This is a genomic window from Streptomyces sp. NPDC001816, from assembly GCF_042892235.1.
Taxonomy (GTDB): domain Bacteria; phylum Actinomycetota; class Actinomycetes; order Streptomycetales; family Streptomycetaceae; genus Streptomyces.
Map to the genome: position 1 here is coordinate 1 of NZ_JBIATY010000002.1, position 20,942 is coordinate 20,942.

A 20,942-nucleotide genomic window follows, 5' to 3' on the forward strand; every position below is an offset into this window, starting at 1 on the left:
GGCGTCGGGGCGCGGGGCCGGCGGGCGCGGGCGCGGGGCCCCCCCCCCCCGCGCCCGCCGCCCCCCCCCCCCCCCCCCCCCCCGCCCGCGCGCCCCCCCCCCCCCCCCCCCCCCTGCCGGGCGCGGAACTCGTCGATCGACTCGGCATTGTCGGCGAGAAACCGCTGGTACGCGGCGAGCGAGAAGGAGCCCTCCTCGATCCTCGGCACGAACCGGCCGGACGTGATGTCCGCGCGCAGTTCCAGGAGTTCGTCCGCGTCGACCGGGTACCACCTGATCCGGTCGAAGAAGCGCAGCAGCCACGGACTGCCCGGCTCGAAGGCGCCGCGCTGCTGCCAGCCCGACCACACCTGTGTCGTACGGCCGACGAACTGGTAGCCGCCAGGGCCCTCCATGCCGTAGACGCACAGGTACGCGCCGCCGATGCCGACCGAGTTCTCCGCGGTCCAGGTGCGGGCCGGGTTGTACTTGGTCGTGACCAGCCGGTGCCGCGGGTCCAGTGGCGTGGCGACCGGCGCGCCCAGGTATACGTCTCCCAGACCCATGACCAGGTATTCGGCGTCGAAGACGGTGCGGTACACGTCGTCGACGCTCTCCATGCCGTTGACGCGGCGGATGAACTCGATGTTCCAGGGGCACCAGGGGGCGTCGTCGCGTACGCCCGCCATGTAGCGGGCGATGGCCTCGCGGGTCGCCGGGTCGTCCCAGGACAGCGGCAGGTGGACGATCCGGCTGGGCACCACCAGCGCGTTGGGGGCGGGGAGTTCCTCCTCCGTGCGCCGGGCGATCTCGAGGAGCTTCTCCTGCGGCAGGACGTCGGGGTCCGTCCGCACCTGGAGGGAGCGGATGCCCGGGGTCAGGTCGAGGACGCCGTCGAGCCGCTGCCCGGCCAGCGCCTCCGCGAGCGCGTGGATCCGCATGCGCAGCGCCAGGTCCAGCTGCATCGGTCCGTACTCGATGAGGAGGTTGTCGTCGCCGCTGCGCCGGTACGTGACCGACGGGCGGTCCTCGGTCCGGTCCAGGCGGGCGAGGACGCCGCCGTCGACGACGGCCTCCCGGTCGGCGCACGGGGCCGCGACCGGGTCCCGCCGCAGCCGGGCGGCGGCCTCGGTGGTCACCGGGACGAAGCGGACCGTGTCGCCGGGGCGGAGCTGGCCGAGTTTCCAGCGCTGTCCGGTCACGATCGTCGCGGGGCAGACGAAGCCGCCCAGAGAGGGCCCGTCGGGGCCGAGCAGGACGGGCATGTCTCCGGTGTAGTCGACGGCGCCGACGGAGTAGGGCGTGTCGTGGATGTTGGACGGGTGCAGGCCCGCCTCGCCGCCGTCCGTACGCGCCCATCGCGGTCTGGGGCCGACGAGGCGCACACCGGTGCGCGCCGAGTTGAAGTGCACTTTCCAGTCCGCACTGTAGAAGTCGCGGATGTCGTCGTCGGTGAAGAACTCGGGGGCGGCGTGCGGGCCCTCGACCACGCCGATACGCCACTCGCCACCGAAGGACGGGCGCCGGCCGAAGGGCACGACCGAGGTCTCCCGGCGCTGCTCGCCGCCCTGCAGGACGTCGCCCGCGCGCAGGGCACGGCCGCCGTGCCCGCCGAACCGGCCGAGGGTGAAGGTGGCCGCGCTGCCCAGGAACTCCGGTACGTCCAGACCGCCCGCGAACAGCACGTAGGTGCGCAGGCCGGGTCCGTCGGGCGCGCCGACGGCCAGGGTCTGTCCGGCCTCGACGGTGACCGGCTCCCACTGGGGTACGGCGATGCCGTCGATCGTGACGTGTGCGGGGGCGCCGGTCACGCAGACCGTGGTCGGGTGGGTGAAGCGGACGGCGGGGCCCTGGAGGGTGCACTCCAGGCCGGGCGTGCCCTCGGCGTTGCCGAGCGCGGTGTTGCCGAGCCGGAAGGAGAGATCGTCCATCGGACCGCACGGGGGGACGCCGACCTGCCAGTGGCCGGTGCGTCCGGGCCAGTCCTGCACGGTGGTCAGGGTCCCCGGCGTAACGACCTCGATGCGCGGCGTCGGGTCGCTGATCGTGGCGAGCGAGGCGGTGGAGTGGGCCGCCCGACGTACGCCGGCGTCCTGGAGCGCGGCGCGTACCAGGCCGAGGTTGGTCTCGATGCCGTCGAGGCGGGTCGCGGCGAGCGCGGCGTCCAGCTTGTCGAGCGCCTCGGCACGGTCGCCGCCGTGCGCGACGACCTTGGCGAGCATCGGGTCGTAGGAGGTGGTGACCTCGGTGCCGGTCTCCACCCAGGTGTCGACGCGGACGCCCTCGGGGAAGGCGACGCGGGTCAGCAGGCCCGCGCTCGGCCGGTGGTCGCGGGAAGGGTCCTCGGCGTAGATACGGGCCTCGACGGCGTGGCCCTTCGGTGCCGGAGGCACGGTGACGACGGTCGTGTCGCCCTGCGCGAGGCGCAGCATCCACTCCACGAGGTCGACTCCGTAGATCTCCTCGGTGACCGGGTGTTCGACCTGGAGGCGGGTGTTGACCTCGAGGAAGTAGGCCTTCCCGCGGTCAGCGTCGTACACGAACTCGACCGTGCCGGCGGAACGGTAGTTCACGGACGCGCACAGGTCCCGGGCCGCGGTGGCCAGTTGCTCACGTACCGCGTCCGGGAGTCCCGGGGCCGGGGCCTCCTCCAGGACCTTCTGGTTGCGGCGCTGGAGCGAGCAGTCGCGGTCGCCGAGAGTGACGACGCGGCCCTCGCCGTCGCCGAAGACCTGCACCTCGACGTGGCGGGCGCGCTCGACGAGCCGTTCCAGGAAGACACCGGCGGAGGAGAAGGAGGCGGCGGCCACGCGCTGTACCCGCTCCCAGGCGCCTTCGAGGGTGTCGGCGCTGTGGCACGCCTGCATGCCGATACCGCCGCCCCCGCCGGTCGCCTTGAGCATCACCGGGTAGCCGATCTCCCCGGCCGCTGCGAGGGCCGCCTCCACGGAATGCAGCAGACCGGTGCCGGGCGCGAGTGGGACGCCGGCCGCCTGCGCGGCGGCGCGCGCCGTGTGCTTGGCGCCGAAGAGCTCCAGTTGCCCGGGGGTGGGGCCGACGAAGACCAGTCCCTCTTCGGCGCAGCGGCGGGCGAAGCCGGCGTCCTCGGACAGGAAGCCGTAGCCGGGGTGGACGGCACCGGCTCCGGTGTCCTTGGCGGCCTTCAGGACCAGGGAGGCGTCGAGGTAGGACTCCTTGGCAGGGGCCGGGCCGAGCCGTACGGCCTCGTCGGCCAGCCGGACGTGCTCGGCCCCGCGGTCCGGGTCGGAGTAGACCGCGACGGTGCGCAGGCCGAGCCTGCGGGCGGTGCGGATGATGCGCGACGCGATCTCACCACGGTTGGCGACCAGCAGGGTGTCGAACGCCATGGGCTTCAGCTCTCCTCCGGCTCGGTGATCGTCACCTGCAGGGCGCTCGGGTCGAATCCGTTGCAGGGGTTGTTGATCTGCGGGCAGTTGGACAGCAGCGCGATGACGTCCGTCTCGGCGCGCAGCACGACCTTCAGGCCCGGTGCCGAGATGCCGTCGACGATGCCGAGGGTGCCGTCGCTCTCGACGGGTACGTTCATGTACCAGTTGATGTTGGACACCAGGTCCCGCTTGCCGAGACCGTGCTTGCTGCCCTCGCTGAGGAAGTTGTCCACACAGGCGTGCTGCGACCAGGTGTGGTGCCCGTAGCGGAGCGTGTTGGATTCCTTGGAGCAGGCGCCGCCGACGGTGTCGTGCCGCCCGCAGGTGTCCTCGACGACTGTCATCAGCGGGGTGTGCTCGTTGGACAGCAGTACCGAGCCGGTGGTCAGGAAGATGTTGCCCTGGGCCTGGACGGTGTCGGGGGCGCTGTAGCGCACGGAGGTGTCGTGAGCGTCGTAGACGAGGAAGTCCGCGGCCTGGTTGCCGTGCAGGTCCGTGATGGTCAGCAGTCGGCCCTTGCGGACGACGGCGGACCATGCGGCGCGGGCGGGGACGGTCTGGTCCAGGACGACGTGGTGTGTGCGAGCGGATGCGGCGGTCATGCGATCCCCCTGGCGTCGAGGTGGTCGGCGGTGTTGAGGAAGGCGCGACGGCCTTCGGGGGTGGCGTCCCACAGGACGTCGCCGGGTGCCGTCGGCCTGGCCCGGTACGCGACGACCTCGAGGTGTCCGCAGACGTACGCGGGCCGCGGGTCCAGCGGGTGCGGGACGTTGGCGATCAGCACCGTCAGCGGTTGCTCGGCGCGCAGCGTGACGGACCTGCCGGCCCCGGCGGAGCCGGTGAACCCGGTGGTGCCGTCCTCGGCGATCCGTACGCCCTGGAAGAAGGAGACGGACGGCGGGATGTCCCGCGGGCTCAGGCCGTTCTTGAGGGCGGCGAGCTTGAACAGTTCACGCCCTGCCGGGGAGGCCGAATGCGGGGCCCCGTCCCCGTACCGCTCGGTGTTGCGGGCGAGGGCGGAGGTGCCGGTGAGGGCGTCGTGCCGGCCGGAGGTGTCCTTCGTGACGGAGGCGAGCACCCGGCCCTGGTCCGACAGGAGGAGATGTCCCTCGCCGAGGTACGCGTTCCAGAACACCTTGACCGTGTCGGCCGTGTTGAGCCGCTCCCAGGGACGGTCGGCGCTGTACAGCAGGACGTGTGCGCACGCGTCGCCCGTGAGGTCGGTCAGGCGCAGCTCGGTGCCGCGGGCGAGGACCTTGTGGGTGTAGTTGCCGCCCGCCACGGTCTCCGCCCACACGAGGTCGCCGGCGGCGACGCCCTCGGGGGGCGCCGGCCAGCCGCTCGCGGGGAGCACGGGCATGGTGTCGCATGTCGTGCCGTCCTGGGCGCGAGCATGGTCGCGGGCACCATAGGCCGACGCTGTCGCTGAAGCTGAAGCTGAAGCTGAAGCTGAAGCTGAAGCTGAAGCTGTCGCCACGGCTGAACCTCCGACTCGACGCTATTTCTGTCGTGCGACAGAAATTAGGCGCCGGGCGAGTCACAGCCATTGCCCGCGTGTTTCGGGGTGGTGGCCGGAACCTCACTCCGGCAGCTCGGCCCCAGGGGAGCCCGCTGTCCTGTGCGAGGATCACGGGGTGAGTCCGTCCGCCGGCAGAAAAGTCGGCCGCCCGCGCGCCCAGGAGCGGCCCGCCAGCGGGCTGGAGCCGCGCGAAGAGGTTCTGGCCGCCGCGGCCGAGCTGTTCACCACACACGGCTACACCGCGACGTCCACCCGGGCGGTCGCCGAACGGGCCGGACTGCGGCAGGCGTCCCTCTACCACTACTTCGACGGCAAACAGGCGATCCTCGCCGCACTGCTCGAAGGGACCGTCCGCCCCTCGCTGGACGTCGCACGGGAACTGGTGGCCTGTTCCGGGGCAGCCGCCGAGGCGCGGCTGTGGGCGCTGTGCCACTCCGACGTCATGCTGCTGTGCCGTGGCCCGCACAACCTCGGGGCCCTGTACCTCCTGCCCGAGGTGCAGACGGAACGCTTCGCCGTCTTCCATCGGGTCCGGGCCGAACTGAAGGCGTCCTACGGAGAGTTGCTGGTGGGTACGGAGCGGGGCGCGGCGCTCGGCCCCCAGGAACGCGCACTCCGTACGGACCTCCTGTTCGGCCTCACCGAAAGCGTGATCCTCATCCGGCGTGCCGACCCCGCCCGCGACCCGGCGGCCCTTGCGGTGGCGACGGCCGACGCGGCACTGCGGATCGCGGGCGTGCCGGAGCGTTCCCTCGCACCGCTGCGCCGCGAGGGGCAGCAACTCCTCGCGGCGCAGCGGTGACGACGCGCCCGGGACGCGTACCCGCTCAGATGCGCACGGCCTCGGCCGGTTCCCTGCGTCCCGGCTTTCGCGCCGCGGAGGCAGCCCCTCCGAGGCGGATGTAGACCGCACCGGCGGCGACCGTGGCGCCGACGAACAGGACCGTGAACCACTGGAAGTACCAGTGGCCTCCCGCGGGGTCGTACACCTCGGGGCGCGGCCAGGAGAGATTGACCGTCATGAACAGCCCGTAGACGACGGCGAGCGTGTTGACGGGGAGGCCCCAGCGGCCGAGCGAGAAGAGTGGTCTGCCCAGCTCGTCACGGTCGCCGCGGTCTGTCGCCGGCCACTGCCCGCTCAGCCGCCGGACCAGCATCGGCGCGGTCACCCCGGCGTACGCGAGATACAGCATGGCGATGCACGTGGTGCCGATGGCCAGGAACGCCTCCGGGGAGGCGAGGTTGAGGAGCGTGAGCGCCGCGGCCAGGACGCCCACCACCAGGGCCGGGACGAAGGGCATGCCCGTGCGCGGCGAGACCTTCGCCAGCCGTGCGGAGAAGGGCAGCATCCCGTCACGCGCCATCGAGAACAGCATCCGGCTTCCGGCGGTCTGGATGGCGAGTGTGGCCACGGCGACGGCCACCGCCACGTCCGCGAGGAGCACCTTGCCCACGCCGTCGCCCAGGCTGCTGGTGAGGACGTAGCTCAGTCCCTCGGTGGCGAGGCGGCCGTCGGAGAGGCTGGGTGCGGCGAGAAGGCCGGCGAGCAGCAGCAGGCCGCCCAGGATGCCCGCCGCGGCGAAGGCGCTGAGAATGGTGCGCGGAGCGGTGCGCCGCGGGTTGCGGGTCTCCTCGCTCATCTCGCCCGCGCTGTCGAAGCCGATGAGGACGTAGGCCGCGGTGAACGAGCCCACCAGCAGCGCCGTGACCGTACCGCCCTGGCCGCCGGTCCTCAGCGTCACGCCGGCACCGTGCTCCACGTGGGTGAACAGCAGCACGATGATGAGGACCGCGCCGATGATCTCGGCCGTGACACCGATCCGGTTGACGGCCGACATGACGCGGTTGTCGAGTACGTTCACGACCGTGGTCAGCACCAGCAGGACGAGAGCCAGAAGGGCGGCGTTGGCCGCCCCGGTCGCCGTGGTGGGCGCCGGGTCGCCGCCGGCGAGCTGGAAACCGGACCAGATCGGGGGCAGCACGACCTGCAGTGCGAGCGCAGCGGCGGCGACCACGACCACCTGGCCGATCACCATGATCCACCCCGTGAACCAGCCGAAAACCGGGCTGCTCAGCCGGGTCGACCACTGATAGATCGCCCCGGAGATGGGGTAGCGGGCGGCGAGTTCGGCGAAGCAGGCGGCGACGAGTAGCTGGCCGGCGAACACGGCGGGCCAGGTCCACAGGAACAGCGGCCCGCCGAAGGAGTAGCCGAAGGCGAAGAACTGGAAGACCGTGGTCAGGACGGAGATGAAGGAGAACCCGGCGGCGAAGGACGCGTAGCGCCCCATCTGCCGCCGCAGCTCCTGGCGGTACCCGAAGGTGGCGAGCGTGCCGTCGTCCGTGTCGTCGGCGGATGGAGGGGGCGGCGGTGCGGGATCGGTGGTCGCGGTCATGGCGGTCCCCTGTCGCGGAGGCTTGTTCCTGTGGAGTTCCTGTCGTGCGACAGAAATTAGGAACATGCCGTTTCTGCCTCATGTCCCGGCCGTGTCTGCCCCGTTAGTGACTCCTCTCCTCGGTGGCGTGCGGGGCTGTCGCGTGGCGCGTCTGCTGGATCAGGAGGGTGGTGGCGCGTTCCAGGAGTTCGCAGAGTGCGGCGTGTTCGGAGGACGTGAACGCGTCGGTGAGCGCGCGCTCGAGGATGACCACCTCCTGGTAGGCGCGGTCCAGCAGTGCGTGGCCCTCATCGGTGAGGGTGGCGATCTGCACCTTGGCATGCACCGGGGACGTTGCGCGGCGGCTGACCTGCAACAGCAACCTGCTCAGCCAGACCCACCCGAGCGGTTCGCCGACAGTGCCCGCCGCGCAATCGGCCTCGTGGCCGACGGCAAGGCCCGCACGGACATCAGCGCCGAGTACGCCCTCGGGGACCTGGCCATGGCGGTGCAGCACCTTGCCGAGGGCGCAACCCATGGCAAGAGCATCCTCCGCGTCGCCTGACAACACGCGGAAAGCGCCGGCCACGAGGCGGCTTCCACGATGAACCCCGCCACCGCACCACCGATTGAGGAGGATCCCTCAGATGGCAGCGATGCGTCACTCACGGCGAAGACTGGCCGCGATCTGCGCGACGGCCACCGCGGTACTCGCCGAGGGCCTTGTCTCCGCCTTCCCCGCCGACGCCGCTCCGGCCGCTCCCCAGGGGAGCATCCAGTACGAGGGGGCGGCGAACTCCGTCGCCGACAGCAGGGCCTCGTCCTCACGCCGAACGGCACCGGGTTCGCGTGCCCCAGCCTTCCGTGAGGACGAGACCGGTCTCACGGGTTCCCCGTCTCACCCGGTACGTGTCGGAACCCGGTTGAAGAGCCGTCCGGCCAGGTCGGCCCCGATGACGGCGTCGTCCGCGTCGCGGGTGAGGAAACCGCGCTGACCGATCAAGCCGCCGCCGATGACAACGTATTCGTCGCCGCTTCCGGGAAGCAGACCGAGCCCGGCCGGCGGCAGGTCCGGCGGCAGCTCCCTCTCGGACGCCGTGCGGATCTCCGGCTTGATCCGGCATTCGACCGTCATCGTGTCACCGTCGCTGTCGACGATCAGCGTCATGAATTCGTTCTCGTAGTGCCCGATCATCTCCTGAGCGCGTTGCGGGTTGTACGGCAGCAGCTCGACTCGGCGGCCGCGATCGGCTGTCGTGACTTCTCGGGGGACGGTGCGAACTCCGTAGTCTCGAGCTCTTAGGTGTAGAGGTCGATGGTCTGCTCAGCTTCCGCAGGACTGCGCAGTTGGCCGCGCTCCGAGGGGTACAGAACGGTCTCGCCCAGGGCGGCAAGGAAAGCGCCGAGGCCGAAGGTGTCCGGGTCCTGCGGTGGCGGGAGCAGTCCGGGCGCTCCTTCAGTGAGCCGTAGTGCCACCATCTGCGGGTTCAGGGGCTCCGTGCCGCTGGCGGCCCGAGCCGGATCCACGAAGTTCGCATCGAAGACAGGTATGGGGAGGTTGTTCAGGACCCCGCCGTCCACCCAGAATCCCTGGTATGCGGGGGGATCCCGATTGAACTCCGTGACCGGGACTTCTGCATCCACCCGCGCCGGCTTGAAGATCAGGGGGAGGCTCATGGACAGGGCCACGGCGTCGGCCGCGGGAAGGTCCGGCGTGAGTCGGCGCGAGAACATGGCGGGGCTGTGCTTGGCCACATTCACGCCGGTGATCACCAGATCCACACCGGTCAGTTCGAAGAATGTCGAGAAGCCGATCGTCTCCGAGCCGCGGACCTTGCCGAAGTCGCCGCCTGCGGCCGCCAGCACTCGCCGCGAGAGGTACCGACATCATCGCCTGAAAGGGCCATGGTGTCGTGTGCGCCGACGGGCCAGGAGTCTCGGACCGCGCGCTGGATGAGGCTGTGGACACGTACCGCCTGGTGGGGGAGCGCGGGGGTGTGGTCGATGAGGCTCAGACGGTGCAGGGCGCGCAAGGCGCCGTACGAGTCCTTCCTGGCGATGCGTCAGGAAAGTCAGCCACTGGGCAGCGTGAGTTCTGCAACACCAGGGGGCAGCTGACCGGACATGCGAATCGTTGTACGCTCCGAAGACCGCCCTTGACCTGCAAAAGCGCAGGCAGGGAGCAGACAAATCGGGAGTTTCTCCATGCTGCGCACCATGTTCAAGTCCAAGATCCACCGCGCCACCGTCACCCAGGCCGACCTGCACTACGTGGGATCGGTGACCATCGACGCCGACCTCCTCGACGCCGCCGACCTGCTGCCCGGCGAGCTGGTCCACATCGTCGACATCACCAACGGCGCCCGCCTGGAGACGTACGTCATCGAAGGGGAGCGCGGTTCGGGAGTCATCGGGATCAACGGTGCGGCCGCCCACCTCGTCCACCCCGGAGACCTGGTGATCATCATCAGCTACGCTCAGGTCACCGACGCCGAGGCGCGGGAGCTGAAGCCGCGGGTCGTGCACGTCGACGGCGGCAACCGGATCGTGTCCCTCGGCGCCGATCCGTCCGAGCCGGTGCCCGGCTCGGACCAGGAGCGCAGCCCGCAGGCCGTCTCGGCCTGACCGGCGGACGAGGACCAGGAGCGTGCGTACCCATGAGTGACATCGAGATTCGTGACGACCGGGCGGCGGGCCGCCTGGAGGCCGTCGGTGACGGCGAAGTCGTCGGCCACATCGAGTACTTCGTCCTCGAGTCACCCGCGCGCGCCCTGGTCCCGGTCCACACCATCGTGGAGCCCGCCCACGAGGGCAAGGGCATCGCGGGCTCACTGGCCAGTGAGCTGTACGCGGTGTCCGAGCGCGAGGGCATCCCGGTCGCCCCGCTGTGCCCGTACGTCATCAAGTGGGCCGAGCGCCACCCCGACGTGGCCCCGACCGCCGACCCGGAGCTGCTGGAGGCCGCGAAGGACTGGCTGCGGGCCCACCCCGGACGCTTCTGAGCACACCGACGCCATCCGGCCACCCGGGCCCGTCGCCCGCCGCTGTCGGGTGAGTGGCCGAGCGGGCCCCGGGTACGCGGGGAGTAGTCCAGGCGACGCCGGCGACTGCTCGGAGGCCCCCGATGACGAGCCCGTACCCCGACCCAGCATCCCCGGGACCACCACCGGCCCCGGGCCCCACTCCACCGGACCCTTACCCGACCCCGGTCCCACCCCCGGAACCGGGCCCGGCCCCGGCCCCGGAGCCCGTAGAACCGCCGGTGCCCACCCCACCACCGGCCCCCGGCCCTCCGGAACCCTCACCGTCCCCGATCCCCCCAGGCCCGGAACCCGAACCAAGCCCGGAACCGGGTCCACCCCTCACCTGAAAACCCCGGGCGGATCCAGCGCCCAAAGGGGCGCGACCAGCCACGAAACACCCGCACACGCGACCGGACCGCACCCCGCACCTCCCACTAGGCGCCCAAAGCACCCCTGGCAGGCCTAAGCGGAAACCTCACTCCGGTCCCCACCCCACAGCGTGTGGAACGACCCCTCCCGGTCCACCCGCCGATACGTGTGCGCCCCGAAGAAGTCCCGCTGCCCCTGCGTAAGCGCCGCAGGCAGTCGTTCCGCACGCAGCGCGTCGTAGTACGCCAGCGCCGCCGCGAATCCGGGCGTGGGCACCCCCTGCCGGGTGGCCGCGATCAGCACCTCGCGCCAGTCGTCCTGCGCCGCGGCGATCTCCTGCGCGAAGGCGTCGTCCGACAGCAGGCTCGGCAGATCGGCCCGGGCGTCGTACGCGGCACGGATGCGGTCCAGGAAGGCTGCCCGGATGATGCACCCGCCGCGCCAGATCGAGGAGACCGCGCCCAGGTCGATGTCCCAGTCGTACTCCTCGCTGCCCGCGGCGATCTCGTGGAAGCCCTGCGTGTACGACACGATCTTCGAGGCGTACAGCGCCTGCTCCACCTGGTCGGCGAAGGCGGCCGCCTCCGACTCGCTCAGCGGCGAGGGCTTCGGCCCGGCCAGGCCCTGGGAGGCGGCCCGCAGAGCCGCGTGACCCGACAACGACCGGGCGAACACGGCCTCGGCGATACCGGACACCGGCACCCCCAGGTCCAGCGCGATCTGCACCGTCCAGCGGCCGGTGCCCTTCTGCTCGGCCTGGTCGACCACCACGTCCACGAACGGCCGGCCGGTCGCCGCGTCCACGTGGGACAGCACCTCGGCGGTGATCTCGATCAGGTACGAGTCCAGCCGACCCGTGTTCCAGGTGCGGAAGATGTCCGCGATCTGCGCGGGGGAGTACCCGGCGACGTCCCGCAGCAGCTGGTAGGCCTCGCCGATCAGCTGCATGTCGGCGTACTCGATGCCGTTGTGGACCATCTTCACGAAGTGACCGGCGCCGTCGGGGCCCACGTGCGTGACGCACGGCGCGCCGTCGGCCGCCTTCGCGGAGATCTTCTCCAGCATCGGGCCGAGCGAGTCGTAGGACTCCTTCGGGCCGCCCGGCATGATGCTCGGACCGTGCAGCGCGCCCTCCTCGCCGCCGGAGACGCCCATGCCGACGAAGTGGATGCCCTGCTCGCGCAGCGCCTTCTCACGGCGGCGGGTGTCCGCGAAGTGCGCGTTGCCCCCATCGATGATCATGTCGCCGGGCTCCAGGAGCGGGGCGAACTCCTCGATCACCGCATCCGTCGGGCCACCGGCCTTGACCATGATGACGAGACGGCGCGGGCGCTCCAGGGCCGCCACGAAGTCCTTGGCGGTCTCGGCCGCGATGAAGTCGCCCTCGTGCCCGAACTCCTCCACCAGCTCCTGCGTCCGCGACACCGTGCGGTTGTGCACGGCGACCGTGTAGCCGTTGCGCGCGAAGTTCCGGGCGAGGTTGCGGCCCATGACCGCGAGGCCCGTAACACCGATCTGCGCTGAAGTGCTCATACCGCCTGCTCCCTAACTGCCTCGTGACTACGGCTCCGTCAGTACGGGCCCGCTAGCCCATCCTGACGTGCCGCTACGGCGAGCGCACATCCGACCCGCCACGCATGTGTACGCACGGAAGGCGCCCGTCTCCTCAGTGCCGCCGTCGCTCGCCGCCGATCTCGCCAAGGAAGGCCCGTTCCCGGCCACTTGGGAGCGGCATGCGGCTGATTTGCCGTCTTGTCATGGCCTGTTCGCGGCGCTTACTTTTGCGCTCCTGACGCATGCCGAGGGGATTTCGGACATGGCCGTACGCGGCCGGCATCGCCGGTACCAGCCGAACAGGATCAACCGCGCCTCACTCACGGTCACGGCGGGCGGCGCCGGTCTCGCCATCCCGCTGGTCGCCGCCGCCACCGCAGACGCGGCCGACGCGTCCACCTGGCACAAGGTCGCCGCCTGCGAGTCCAGCGGCAACTGGAGCATCAACACCGGCAACGGCTACTACGGCGGGCTGCAGTTCACCCTGTCCACCTGGGAGGCCTACGGCGGCACCCGCTACGCGCCGCGCGCCGACCTCGCCACCAGGGACCAGCAGATCGCCGTCGCCGAGAAGGTCCTGGACGGGCAGGGACCCGGCGCCTGGCCGGTGTGCTCGGTACGGGCCGGACTGACCCGGGGCGGCGAAGCGCCCGAGCTGCACACGGACAGTGCCGCGACCCGCCCGGCGAAGACCGGCAGGATCGGCAGGACCGGCTCCGTGCCGGACGTGCAGCCGCAGACGACCCCGCAGTCCCGTGCCGGCAAGGCCGAGATGTACACGGTGGTGCACGGCGACACGCTCTCCGGCATCGCCGGCGAGCACCACGTCCAGGGCGGCTGGCGCCGGCTGTACGCGGGCAACCGCGCCGCCATCGGGTCCGATCCCGACCTGATCCTGCCGGGCCAGCGGCTCAGCCTGCGCAGCGCCGCCTCCCCGGCGCCCGACACGCACACCGACGGGAAGTCCAAGTCGCCCAAGCGGAAAGCGCCTTCGGACAAGAAGACGCACCAGCGCCCGAGCCACGGCAGCGGTCACTCGCTCGTCGCCCCGGTGCACGGCGCCATCGGCACCGGCTACCGCGTGGCCGGGTCGCACTGGTCGAAGGGCTACCACACCGGCGTCGACTTCCTCGTGCCGACCGGTACCTCCGTCCACGCGGCGGCGGCCGGACACGTGGTCGCCGCGGGCTGGGGCGGCTCCTACGGCTACCAGGTGGTGATCCGGCACGCCGACGGGCGCTACACCCAGTACGCCCATCTGTCCGCCATCTCCGTGCGGGCCGGGCAGAGCGTGTCCACGGGCCAGCGCATCGGCCGCTCCGGGTCCACCGGAAACGTCACGGGCCCGCATCTGCACTTCGAGGTGCGGACGGGGCCCGGCTTCGGCTCGGACATCGACCCGGTCGCCTATCTCCGGGCCGGCGGCGTCAGGATGTGACCCGCGTACGGTGCCGCTCCACGACGGGCACCGGGATATGGAAGCTGGCGGACAGCGGGAGGTACGCGGCGGGGAGGGCGTAGACGGCCGGTATGACGCCGCCGCGCCCTCCGCGACCGCCGTCCGGAGCCGCCACGAGCACGTCCTCCAAGGCGGGCACGTCCGGGAGGGCACGTACGTCCTGGAGGGCACGTACGTCCTGGAGGGCGGGCACGTCCGGGACGAGGGAGCTGTCGGGCACGCCCAGGTCCTCCGTGGCAGGATCGCCCCCGGCCTCTCCGGCCTCTCCGGCCTTCCCGTCCTTCCCAGCGTCCGTCGGTTCCGCCGCCGACCGCTGCCGGGGCACGCTCCCGAGCACCTCCGCGGCGCCGGCCCCCGTCTCCGCAACCGGCTCCGCCGGGGCGGGCTCCAGCCGCTCCGTCGTCAGCAGGATGAGACCGCCCGCGGCCACCACGCCGCAGCCCAGGGCGAGCACGGTGCCCGTGGAGGCGTAGCGGAACGTCTCGCCGAACATCATGATGCCGACCGCGGCGGCCAGCACCGGGTTGACCACCGTCAGTGTGGCCAGCGGCGCGGCGAGGCCGCCGCCGCGGTAGGAGGCCTGGGAGAGCATGATGCCGGCGGTCGCGAACACACCGATCACCGCGAGGGAGGGCAGGTCGCCGAGGCTGATCCCGCTGTCCCAGTCGACTGCCACGGTCTTGGTGAACACGGACGACATGCCGAAGGCTATGCCGGAGCCGGTGGCCAGCAGCACGCTGCGCACGGCCGGGTGCCGGTGCACGGCCCGGCCCGCGATCATCAGCGCCACGACCGCTCCGCCGGTGACCAGCGCGACGGCCGTCCGCTGGGCGCCGTCGAGGGAGTGCGCGTCCGACGTGCCGACCAGGGACAGCAGGCCCGCGAGGCCCACGGTGGCCATGATGGCGCCGCGCCACGCGGCCGCCCCGGCCCTGCGGGAGACGAAGAGCGCCGCCATGGGCAGGGCGAAGACGATGGTCAGAGCGCCCAGCGGCTGCACCAGGCTGAGCGGGCCGTAGGCGAGCGCCACGACGTGCAGCACGCCGCCGAGCCCGTTGAGTGTCAGCGCCGCCCACCAGCCGGCCCGGCGCAGGGGCATGTACGAACCGTCGGGGGAGGACACCGCGACCTGCTCCTGCACGATCGCTCCGCCGGCGTAGGCGACGGCGGAGACGAACGACAGGAGCACGGACAACGCCAGGGCGCTCATCTGCAGCTCCTTTGCGTGAGCCGGGACCCCCGGGTCCGGCGCGGCGTACGGTCGGCTTCCATGGTCAACACTCTGCCCGCTCGGGTCTCTTCCCGTCGTCGTACCTGAGCACGCAATGCGTCCTACTACCGATGGAGTACGCCGACCGCGCGATCATCCCCAAGAGGGGTGACCGCGGGTGGACACCCCGGGGTCCGCGCCGCGAACAAGCCTGGTACTAGTGCTCCTCGTGGACCTCGACCCCGAACTCGCCGCCCTCCGCCCGCTCGGCGGCTTCTTCGTCCTCCGCACCGTCGGAGCGATGCCGGAGCCGGCTTCCGAGCCCCTGCCGGCGCTCGCGGAGACCTATGAAGCGGGGCCATCGGATGTTTCGGGGCCATCGGATGTCTATGGAAATCAGCTGACTTTCCGTGTCGAGACAGTGGGGCAGCGCCTGCGCACGACCGAGCCGCGGGTCGCCGCCTCCATCAGCCAGCAGGGACTCGCCGCCCGCCTGTGGTCCCCGGCCCTGGCCTGTGCGGCCCTGTACGGCCTCCTGCCCGACCTCGACCCGCGCCTGCTGCGCTGGGACGCCGCCGCCACCGCCCCGGACGACCTGTGGCTGACCGAGGTGCGCCCGCTGCCCGGGGACGCGGCGACGCTCGCGGACACCGTGCTGCACGGCCATCTCGAACCCCTAGGGGAGACCCTGAGGTCCCGCTACGGTGTCGCCGCCGGCCTGCTGTGGGGCAACGCCGCCTCGGCGCTCGCCGGAGCCGCCCGCGAACTGGACCGCTGGGCCCGCGCGAGGGGTCGTACCGAGGTGGCGGACCGGGCCCGCCGCCTCACCGGCGAACTCTTCGCCCACCCCCTCCTGCGCACCACCGGCACCCGCAGCGGCACGGCCTTCCGCCGCCGCAGCTGCTGCCTGTACTACCGAGTCCCCGGCGGCGGAGTCTGCGGCGACTGCTGCTTCACCCGCCCGCCGCGCTCTTCCCCGGACGCCGCTTCTGGGTGACCATGAAGGGAACGTGCCGCCGTGGCAAGGGGGTTGTCGGGTGCGTGTGGGACTGCTGACCCGGGAGTACCCTCCGGACGTGTACGGCGGCGCCGGCGTCCATGTGGAGTTCCTCGCCCGCGAGTTGACCTCCCTGGTGGACCTGGAGGTGCACTGCTGGGGCGAGGGGCGCGGCGTCGGTGTCGTACGCCACCGCCCCTGGACCGTCCTCGACGGCTCCAACGACGCGCTGCGCACCTTCTCCGTGGACCTCTCCATCGCCGCCGCCCTCGAAAGCCGCGAGCTCGTCCACTCCCACACCTGGTACGCCAATCTCGCCGGCCACCTCGCCAAGCTCCTGCACGGCATCCCGCACGTGATGACCGCCCACTCGCTGGAGCCCCTGCGCCCCTGGAAGGCCGAGCAACTGGGCGGCGGATACGCCCTGTCGAGCTGGGCCGAGTGCACCGCGGTCGAGGCCGCGGACGCGGTGATCGCCGTGTCGGGAGCCATGCGGGAGGACATCCTCGCCTGCTATCCGACGCTGGACCCGGCGAAGGTCCACGTCGTGCACAACGGCATCGACACGACGCTCTACCGGCCGAACCGGGGCACCGACGCCCTCACCCGCACCGGCCTCGACCCCGCCCGCCCCTACGTCCTGTTCGTCGGCCGGATCACCCGCCAGAAGGGCGTGCCCCATCTGCTGCGCGCGGTACGGGACATCGACCCGCGCGCACAGGTCGTGCTGTGCGCGGGAGCACCCGACACCCCGGAGATCGACCGCGAGTTCCGGGATCTGCACGAGGAGCTGAGCCGGGTCCGCGAGGGCGTGTTCTGGATCCCGCAGATGCTGCCGCGCACGGATGTGATCCAACTGCTCACGCACGCCGCCGTGTTCGTCTGCCCGTCGGTGTACGAACCCCTCGGCATCGTCAACCTGGAGGCCATGGCGTGCGGCACGCCCGTGGTGGCCTCCCGGGTCGGCGGCATCCCCGAGGTCGTCGCGGACGGTCGCACGGGCCTCCTCGTCGACGTGGACGACGATTTCGAGGCGGGCCTCGCCCATGCACTGGACGCCGTCCTCGGCGACCGGGAGACGGCCCGAAGGATGGGCGAGGCCGGACGGGAGCGTGTGGTGGGCGAGTTCGGCTGGGACGCGGTGGCCCGGCGCACCGCCGGGCTGTACGAGGAGATCCTCAAACAGGCCTAGTCCGGTCTGTTCGGGGCAGCCATGGTTCAACCAGGGTGAGGGGAGCGGCCATGCGTCGTGGTGGACCTTCGGTTCTCGGAATCGTTCTGGCGGGCGGAGCGGGCAAGCGCCTGATGCCGCTCACCGCGGACCGCGCCAAACCAGCCGTCACCTTCGGCGGCACCTACCGGCTCGTCGACTTCGTCCTGTCCAACCTCGTCAACGCCGACGTCCTGCGCATCTGCGTGCTGACCCAGTACAAGTCCCACTCCCTGGACCGGCACATCACCACCACCTGGCGGATGTCCAGCCTGCTCGGCAACTACGTCACCCCGGTCCCGGCCCAGCAGCGCCTCGGCCCGCGCTGGTACCTGGGCAGCGCCGACGCGATCCTGCAGTCGCTGAACCTCGTCCACGACGAACAGCCCGAGTGCGTGGCCGTGTTCGGCGCCGACCACGTCTACCGCATGGACCCGCGGCAGATGCTGCAGCAGCACATCGAGGGCGGCGCGGGCGTGACGGTGGCCGGCATCCGGGTGCCGCGCTCGGAGTCCTCCTCCTTCGGGGTGATCACGCCGGGCTCGGACGGCATCGGTGTCGAGCGCTTCCTGGAGAAGCCCGCCGACCCGCCCGGTCTGGCGGACGACCCCGAGTGCGTGTTCGCCTCGATGGGCAACTACGTCTTCTCCACCAAGGCCCTCATCGAGGCGCTGCAACGCGACGCCGAGGACAGCCAGTCGGTGCACGACATGGGCGGCTCGATCCTGCCCCAGCTCACCGGCCGCGGCGAGGCACAGCTCTACGACTTCAGCGCCAACCACGTGCCCGGGGAGACCAGCCGCGACCAGGGCTACTGGCGGGACGTAGGCACCCTGGACGCCTACTACGAGGCCCACATGGACCTGATCGCCGAGCGGCCCGCCTTCAACCTCTACAACCGGCAGTGGCCCGTCTACACCCACTCCAACCAGCTCTCCCCGGCCCGCTTCAACGCGGGCGGCATGGCGAGCGAGTCCATCATCAGCGCGGGCTGCCTGATCCGCGGTCAGGTCACCCGGTCCGTGCTGTCGCCGGGGGTCCGGGTCGACCCGGGCGCGGTCGTGCAGGGCTCGGTGCTGCACGACAACGTGCACATCGGCCGGGGTGCGGTCGTCCGCGGTGCCGTCCTGGACAAGAACGTCGAGGTGCCGCCCGGCGCGACGATCGGCGTCAACCCGGAGCGGGACGCCGAGCTGTACACCGTCTCCAAGGGCGGGGTGATCGCCCTGGGGAAGGGGCAGCGGGTCTCCTGAGATCCCCTGCCCCCTCGACCTCCTGATCTCCTGGCCGCTGATCTCCTGCCCTCCTGCCCTCCTGGCGGACGCACCGTCAGACCGCTTCCGACCGCGACGCGTTTGTCATCACCCTCCCGGAATGCCGGGGTTCGCCTCGTTCGGCCTTCACGATGCAGGCAACGATGTCGAACCATCGGAGGTCATCCGACATGAGAGGGACCCGGCGCACGCGGCTGTGCCTGGCCGGGGTGCTGGCAGCGTCCACGCTGATCGCCACCCCCGCCGCACGGGCCGCCGAGCGGACCGACGGCCACCTCACCGACCTGGTCAACCCCTTCATCGGGAGCCAGAACGAGGGCAACACCTTCCCCGGCGCGGCCGTGCCCTTCGGCATGGTGCAGCTCTCCCCGGACACCGGGCACAGCACCGGCTACGACTACACGCAGCGCACCGTCCGCGGCTTCTCGCTGGTCCACCTCTCGGGCGTCGGCTGCCGGATCGGCGGCGACCTGCCTGTGCTGCCCACCACGGGCGAGGTCACGCAGACGGACTACGCCAAGTACGCGGCGGGCTTCTCGCACGCCGACGAGGAGGCGAGCCCCGGCTACTACCGCGTCGGCCTCGGCTCCGGCATCCGCGCCGAGCTGACTGCGAGCAGGCGCACCGGAGTGCAGCGCTTCACCTTCCCGGCCACCGACAAGGCCAACGTCCTGCTGAACGCGCGTCAGTCGCTGCACAAGCCGGTCGGCAGCACGGTCGAGATCCTCGACGACCACACCGTGCGCACCGCGATCACCGGCCACGGCTTCTGCCGTGACACCGGCCCCTACACCGTCTACACGATCACCCGCTTCAGCCGGCCCTTCACGGCGTACGGCACCTGGGACGGCGCCACGGTCACCCCGGGCGCCCGCACCGGAGGCGGCGGCGCCTACGTCCGCTTCGACGCGACGAAGGACCGTACCGTCGAGGCGACCACCGCCCTGTCGTACGTCGACGCGCGCGGCGCCGCCGTCAACCTGCGCGCCGAGGGCGGCCGGTCCTTCGACGCCGTACGGGACCGGGCCCGCGAGGCGTGGGAGCGGCGGCTCGCCACGGTCCGTGTCGAGGGCGGCGACCCGATCCTGCGCCGCACCTTCTACTCGTCGCTGTACCGCTCGTTCCTCGCGCCCAACATCGGCAGCGACGCGGACGGCCGCTACACCGGCTGGGACCGCCGTGTCCACCGGGCGGAGCGGTTCACGTACTACCAGAACTGGTCGCTGTGGGACACCTACCGCACCCAGGCCCAGCTCCTCGCCCTGCTCGCGCCCCGCGAGGCGCGCGACATGGCCCGGTCGGTGGTGAAGGTCGACGAGGACGGCGGCTGGCTGCCCAAGTGGGGCTACGGCCCGGTCGAGACGAACACCATGAGCGGCGACCCCGTCACCCCGTTCCTCACCACCGCCTACCAGATGGGCCTGCTCAAGGGGTTCGAGGAACGCGCCTACCGGGCGCTGCGGAAGAACGCCGACGGGGTGCCGCCCACCGGCTACCCGGGCATCGGCCGGGAGGCCAACGCCGAGTACATCGCGCACGGCTTCGCGCCCTACGACAAGAGCCACCCACTCGCCAAGATGGGCGACTCCGACTACCACCACGGCGCCTCCGTCACCCTGGAGTACGCCCTCGCCGACGCCGTGCTCGCCCAGATGGCCCGCGGCCTCGGCCACACCCGCGACGCGGCCCGCTACGCCGCCCGGGCGCAGAACTACCGGACCGTCTTCGACCCCTCCATCGGCTTCTTCCGCGCCCGGGACGCCGTCGGCGCCTTCACGGGCTCGGCCGACCCGGCCCGCGGCATCGGCTTCCACGAGGGCACCGCCTGGCAGTACCAGTGGCTCGTCCCGCAGGACCTGCCCGGCATGATCGGACTCATCGGCGGCGAGCGTGCGGCCAACGACCGCCTGGACTCCTTCTTCGCCTACGACCGGCTGCTGGCCGACCCCGGGAGGACCGCCCGCGAGGTGTGGGTGCACGGGGACGCGTACAACTACTACAACGCCGACAAGTACAACCCGATGAACGAGCCCGACCTCATCGCGCCCTACACCTACCTGGCCACCGGGCAGCCCTGGAAGACCACGGACGTCGTCCACGCGGCGCTGACCCTCTTCACCGACGGACCCACCGGCATGACCGGAAACGACGACCTCGGCACCATGTCCGCCTGGAACGTGCTGTCCTCGATCGGGCTCTTCCCGATCCAGCCCGGCTACGACACCTGGGGCCTGTCCACCCCGGTCTTCGACCGCGTCGACCTCACCCTGGACCGCCGCTTCTGGCCCGGCGGCCGGCTGACGGTCACCGCGCCCGGCACCTCGGCGAGCGACCGCTACGTCCAGGCCGTCCGCGCGGACGGGACGCCCCACACGCGGACCTATCTGACGACCGACGCGCTGCGCTCCACGCGCTCCCTCGCGTTCACGGTCGGCCCGCGCCCGTCCGAGTGGGGTACGTCACCCCAGGCGGCACCACCGGTGCTGAAGTGACCTCAGGAGTCTCCTGAGTCCCGCCCCTCTCGCAGGGGCGGGACTTAATCTGCTGTTAACTGAGCGTAGCC

The 20,942-nt window shown here is 71.6% G+C and carries 17 protein-coding genes; 8 read left to right on the forward strand and 9 right to left on the reverse strand.

Annotated elements, in window-relative coordinates; all coding sequences use genetic code 11:
• The 3 genes from uca to ACFYZZ_RS05685 form a co-directional block, all read right to left on the reverse strand.
• The coding region (gene uca / locus ACFYZZ_RS05675) for an urea carboxylase (protein WP_389172069.1) at nucleotides 1-3,347 on the reverse strand (3,347 nt) is incomplete at its 3' end.
• A 5-nt stretch (nucleotides 3,348-3,352) separates the two neighbouring features.
• Nucleotides 3,353-3,991 (reverse strand): urea amidolyase associated protein UAAP2, encoded by a 639-nt coding sequence (locus tag ACFYZZ_RS05680; RefSeq protein WP_389172071.1) that lies wholly within the window; start codon nucleotides 3,989-3,991, stop codon nucleotides 3,353-3,355.
• Nucleotides 3,988-4,749, reverse strand: a complete 762-nt coding sequence (locus ACFYZZ_RS05685; RefSeq protein ID WP_389172073.1) for an urea amidolyase associated protein UAAP1 — start codon at nucleotides 4,747-4,749, stop codon at nucleotides 3,988-3,990. The genes ACFYZZ_RS05680 and ACFYZZ_RS05685 overlap by 4 nt, the downstream gene beginning before the upstream one ends.
• A 274-nt stretch (nucleotides 4,750-5,023) precedes the next feature.
• Here ACFYZZ_RS05685 and ACFYZZ_RS05690 point away from each other — a divergent pair, with 274 nt between their 5' ends.
• Nucleotides 5,024-5,710 (forward strand): TetR/AcrR family transcriptional regulator, encoded by a 687-nt coding sequence (locus tag ACFYZZ_RS05690; RefSeq protein ID WP_389172075.1) that lies wholly within the window; start codon nucleotides 5,024-5,026, stop codon nucleotides 5,708-5,710.
• A gap of 25 nt (nucleotides 5,711-5,735) precedes the next feature.
• Here ACFYZZ_RS05690 and ACFYZZ_RS05695 read toward each other — a convergent pair whose 3' ends face one another.
• The 4 genes from ACFYZZ_RS05695 to ACFYZZ_RS05710 form a co-directional block, all read right to left on the reverse strand.
• A complete protein-coding gene (locus tag ACFYZZ_RS05695; RefSeq protein WP_389172077.1) occupies nucleotides 5,736-7,304 on the reverse strand; it encodes an amino acid permease in 1,569 nt (522 codons plus the stop codon).
• Between the two features lie 103 nt (nucleotides 7,305-7,407).
• Nucleotides 7,408-7,821 carry a MarR family transcriptional regulator gene (locus ACFYZZ_RS05700; protein ID WP_389172079.1) on the reverse strand — a complete coding sequence of 138 codons (414 nt, stop codon included), beginning with the start codon at nucleotides 7,819-7,821 and terminating at the stop codon, nucleotides 7,408-7,410.
• 360 nt (nucleotides 7,822-8,181) lie between these two features.
• Complete coding sequence (locus ACFYZZ_RS05705) at nucleotides 8,182-8,478, reverse strand: hypothetical protein (protein ID WP_389172080.1); 297 nt, start codon at nucleotides 8,476-8,478, stop codon at nucleotides 8,182-8,184.
• 104 nt (nucleotides 8,479-8,582) lie between these two features.
• Nucleotides 8,583-9,149: a patatin-like phospholipase family protein gene (locus tag ACFYZZ_RS05710; protein ID WP_389172082.1), complete on the reverse strand. Its 567-nt coding sequence runs from the start codon at nucleotides 9,147-9,149 to the stop codon at nucleotides 8,583-8,585.
• Between the two features lie 339 nt (nucleotides 9,150-9,488).
• Between ACFYZZ_RS05710 and panD the strand changes: the two genes are divergently transcribed.
• Nucleotides 9,489-9,908 (forward strand): aspartate 1-decarboxylase, encoded by a 420-nt coding sequence (gene panD / locus ACFYZZ_RS05715; RefSeq protein ID WP_386576860.1) that lies wholly within the window; start codon nucleotides 9,489-9,491, stop codon nucleotides 9,906-9,908.
• A 32-nt stretch (nucleotides 9,909-9,940) separates the two neighbouring features.
• Nucleotides 9,941-10,285: a GNAT family N-acetyltransferase gene (locus ACFYZZ_RS05720; RefSeq protein WP_389172084.1), complete on the forward strand. Its 345-nt coding sequence runs from the start codon at nucleotides 9,941-9,943 to the stop codon at nucleotides 10,283-10,285.
• Nucleotides 10,286-10,768: 483 nt separating this feature from the next.
• Here ACFYZZ_RS05720 and gndA read toward each other — a convergent pair whose 3' ends face one another.
• Nucleotides 10,769-12,208, reverse strand: coding sequence for an NADP-dependent phosphogluconate dehydrogenase (gndA, locus tag ACFYZZ_RS05725; protein ID WP_386576858.1), 1,440 nt, complete (start codon nucleotides 12,206-12,208; stop codon nucleotides 10,769-10,771).
• A 283-nt stretch (nucleotides 12,209-12,491) separates the two neighbouring features.
• Here gndA and ACFYZZ_RS05730 point away from each other — a divergent pair, with 283 nt between their 5' ends.
• Nucleotides 12,492-13,667, forward strand: coding sequence for a transglycosylase family protein (locus tag ACFYZZ_RS05730; protein WP_389172086.1), 1,176 nt, complete (start codon nucleotides 12,492-12,494; stop codon nucleotides 13,665-13,667).
• Here ACFYZZ_RS05730 and ACFYZZ_RS05735 read toward each other — a convergent pair.
• Entirely contained in the window at nucleotides 13,657-14,898 is a 1,242-nt protein-coding gene (locus tag ACFYZZ_RS05735; protein WP_389172088.1) for a DMT family transporter, read from the reverse strand. The genes ACFYZZ_RS05730 and ACFYZZ_RS05735 overlap by 11 nt on opposite strands.
• A 229-nt stretch (nucleotides 14,899-15,127) precedes the next feature.
• Here ACFYZZ_RS05735 and ACFYZZ_RS05740 point away from each other — a divergent pair, with 229 nt between their 5' ends.
• The 4 genes from ACFYZZ_RS05740 (at nucleotide 15,128) to ACFYZZ_RS05755 (ending at nucleotide 20,871) form a co-directional block, all read left to right on the forward strand.
• On the forward strand, nucleotides 15,128-15,895 hold the full coding sequence (locus tag ACFYZZ_RS05740) for a (2Fe-2S)-binding protein (RefSeq protein WP_389173631.1): 768 nt from the start codon (nucleotides 15,128-15,130) through the stop codon (nucleotides 15,893-15,895).
• 40 nt (nucleotides 15,896-15,935) lie between these two features.
• The gene (glgA, locus tag ACFYZZ_RS05745) at nucleotides 15,936-17,087 is read left to right on the forward strand and encodes a glycogen synthase (RefSeq protein ID WP_389172090.1); all 1,152 of its coding nucleotides are present in this window, start codon (nucleotides 15,936-15,938) and stop codon (nucleotides 17,085-17,087) included.
• 50 nt (nucleotides 17,088-17,137) lie between these two features.
• The gene (gene glgC / locus ACFYZZ_RS05750; RefSeq protein ID WP_389172092.1) at nucleotides 17,138-18,358 is read left to right on the forward strand and encodes a glucose-1-phosphate adenylyltransferase; all 1,221 of its coding nucleotides are present in this window, start codon (nucleotides 17,138-17,140) and stop codon (nucleotides 18,356-18,358) included.
• A 191-nt stretch (nucleotides 18,359-18,549) separates the two neighbouring features.
• The gene (locus ACFYZZ_RS05755; protein ID WP_389172094.1) at nucleotides 18,550-20,871 is read left to right on the forward strand and encodes a GH92 family glycosyl hydrolase; all 2,322 of its coding nucleotides are present in this window, start codon (nucleotides 18,550-18,552) and stop codon (nucleotides 20,869-20,871) included.
• Nucleotides 20,872-20,942: the final 71 nt, after the last annotated feature.

Excerpts from the sequence above, each read along its gene's own strand:
- ACFYZZ_RS05680 (WP_389172071.1), bottom strand. The coding sequence starts at position 3,991 with ATGACCGCCGCATCCGCTCGCACACACCACGTCGTCCTGGACCAGACC.
- ACFYZZ_RS05685 (WP_389172073.1), bottom strand. The coding sequence starts at position 4,749 with ATGCCCGTGCTCCCCGCGAGCGGCTGGCCGGCGCCCCCCGAGGGCGTC.
- ACFYZZ_RS05695 (WP_389172077.1), bottom strand. The coding sequence starts at position 7,304 with ATGACCGCGACCACCGATCCCGCACCGCCGCCCCCTCCATCCGCCGAC.
- ACFYZZ_RS05700 (WP_389172079.1), bottom strand. The coding sequence starts at position 7,821 with ATGGGTTGCGCCCTCGGCAAGGTGCTGCACCGCCATGGCCAGGTCCCC.
- ACFYZZ_RS05705 (WP_389172080.1), bottom strand. The coding sequence starts at position 8,478 with ATGATCGGGCACTACGAGAACGAATTCATGACGCTGATCGTCGACAGC.
- panD (WP_386576860.1), top strand. The coding sequence starts at position 9,489 with ATGCTGCGCACCATGTTCAAGTCCAAGATCCACCGCGCCACCGTCACC.
- ACFYZZ_RS05720 (WP_389172084.1), top strand. The coding sequence starts at position 9,941 with ATGAGTGACATCGAGATTCGTGACGACCGGGCGGCGGGCCGCCTGGAG.
- gndA (WP_386576858.1), bottom strand. The coding sequence starts at position 12,208 with ATGAGCACTTCAGCGCAGATCGGTGTTACGGGCCTCGCGGTCATGGGC.
- ACFYZZ_RS05730 (WP_389172086.1), top strand. The coding sequence starts at position 12,492 with ATGGCCGTACGCGGCCGGCATCGCCGGTACCAGCCGAACAGGATCAAC.
- ACFYZZ_RS05735 (WP_389172088.1), bottom strand. The coding sequence starts at position 14,898 with ATGAGCGCCCTGGCGTTGTCCGTGCTCCTGTCGTTCGTCTCCGCCGTC.
- glgC (WP_389172092.1), top strand. The coding sequence starts at position 17,138 with ATGCGTCGTGGTGGACCTTCGGTTCTCGGAATCGTTCTGGCGGGCGGA.
- ACFYZZ_RS05755 (WP_389172094.1), top strand. The coding sequence starts at position 18,550 with ATGAGAGGGACCCGGCGCACGCGGCTGTGCCTGGCCGGGGTGCTGGCA.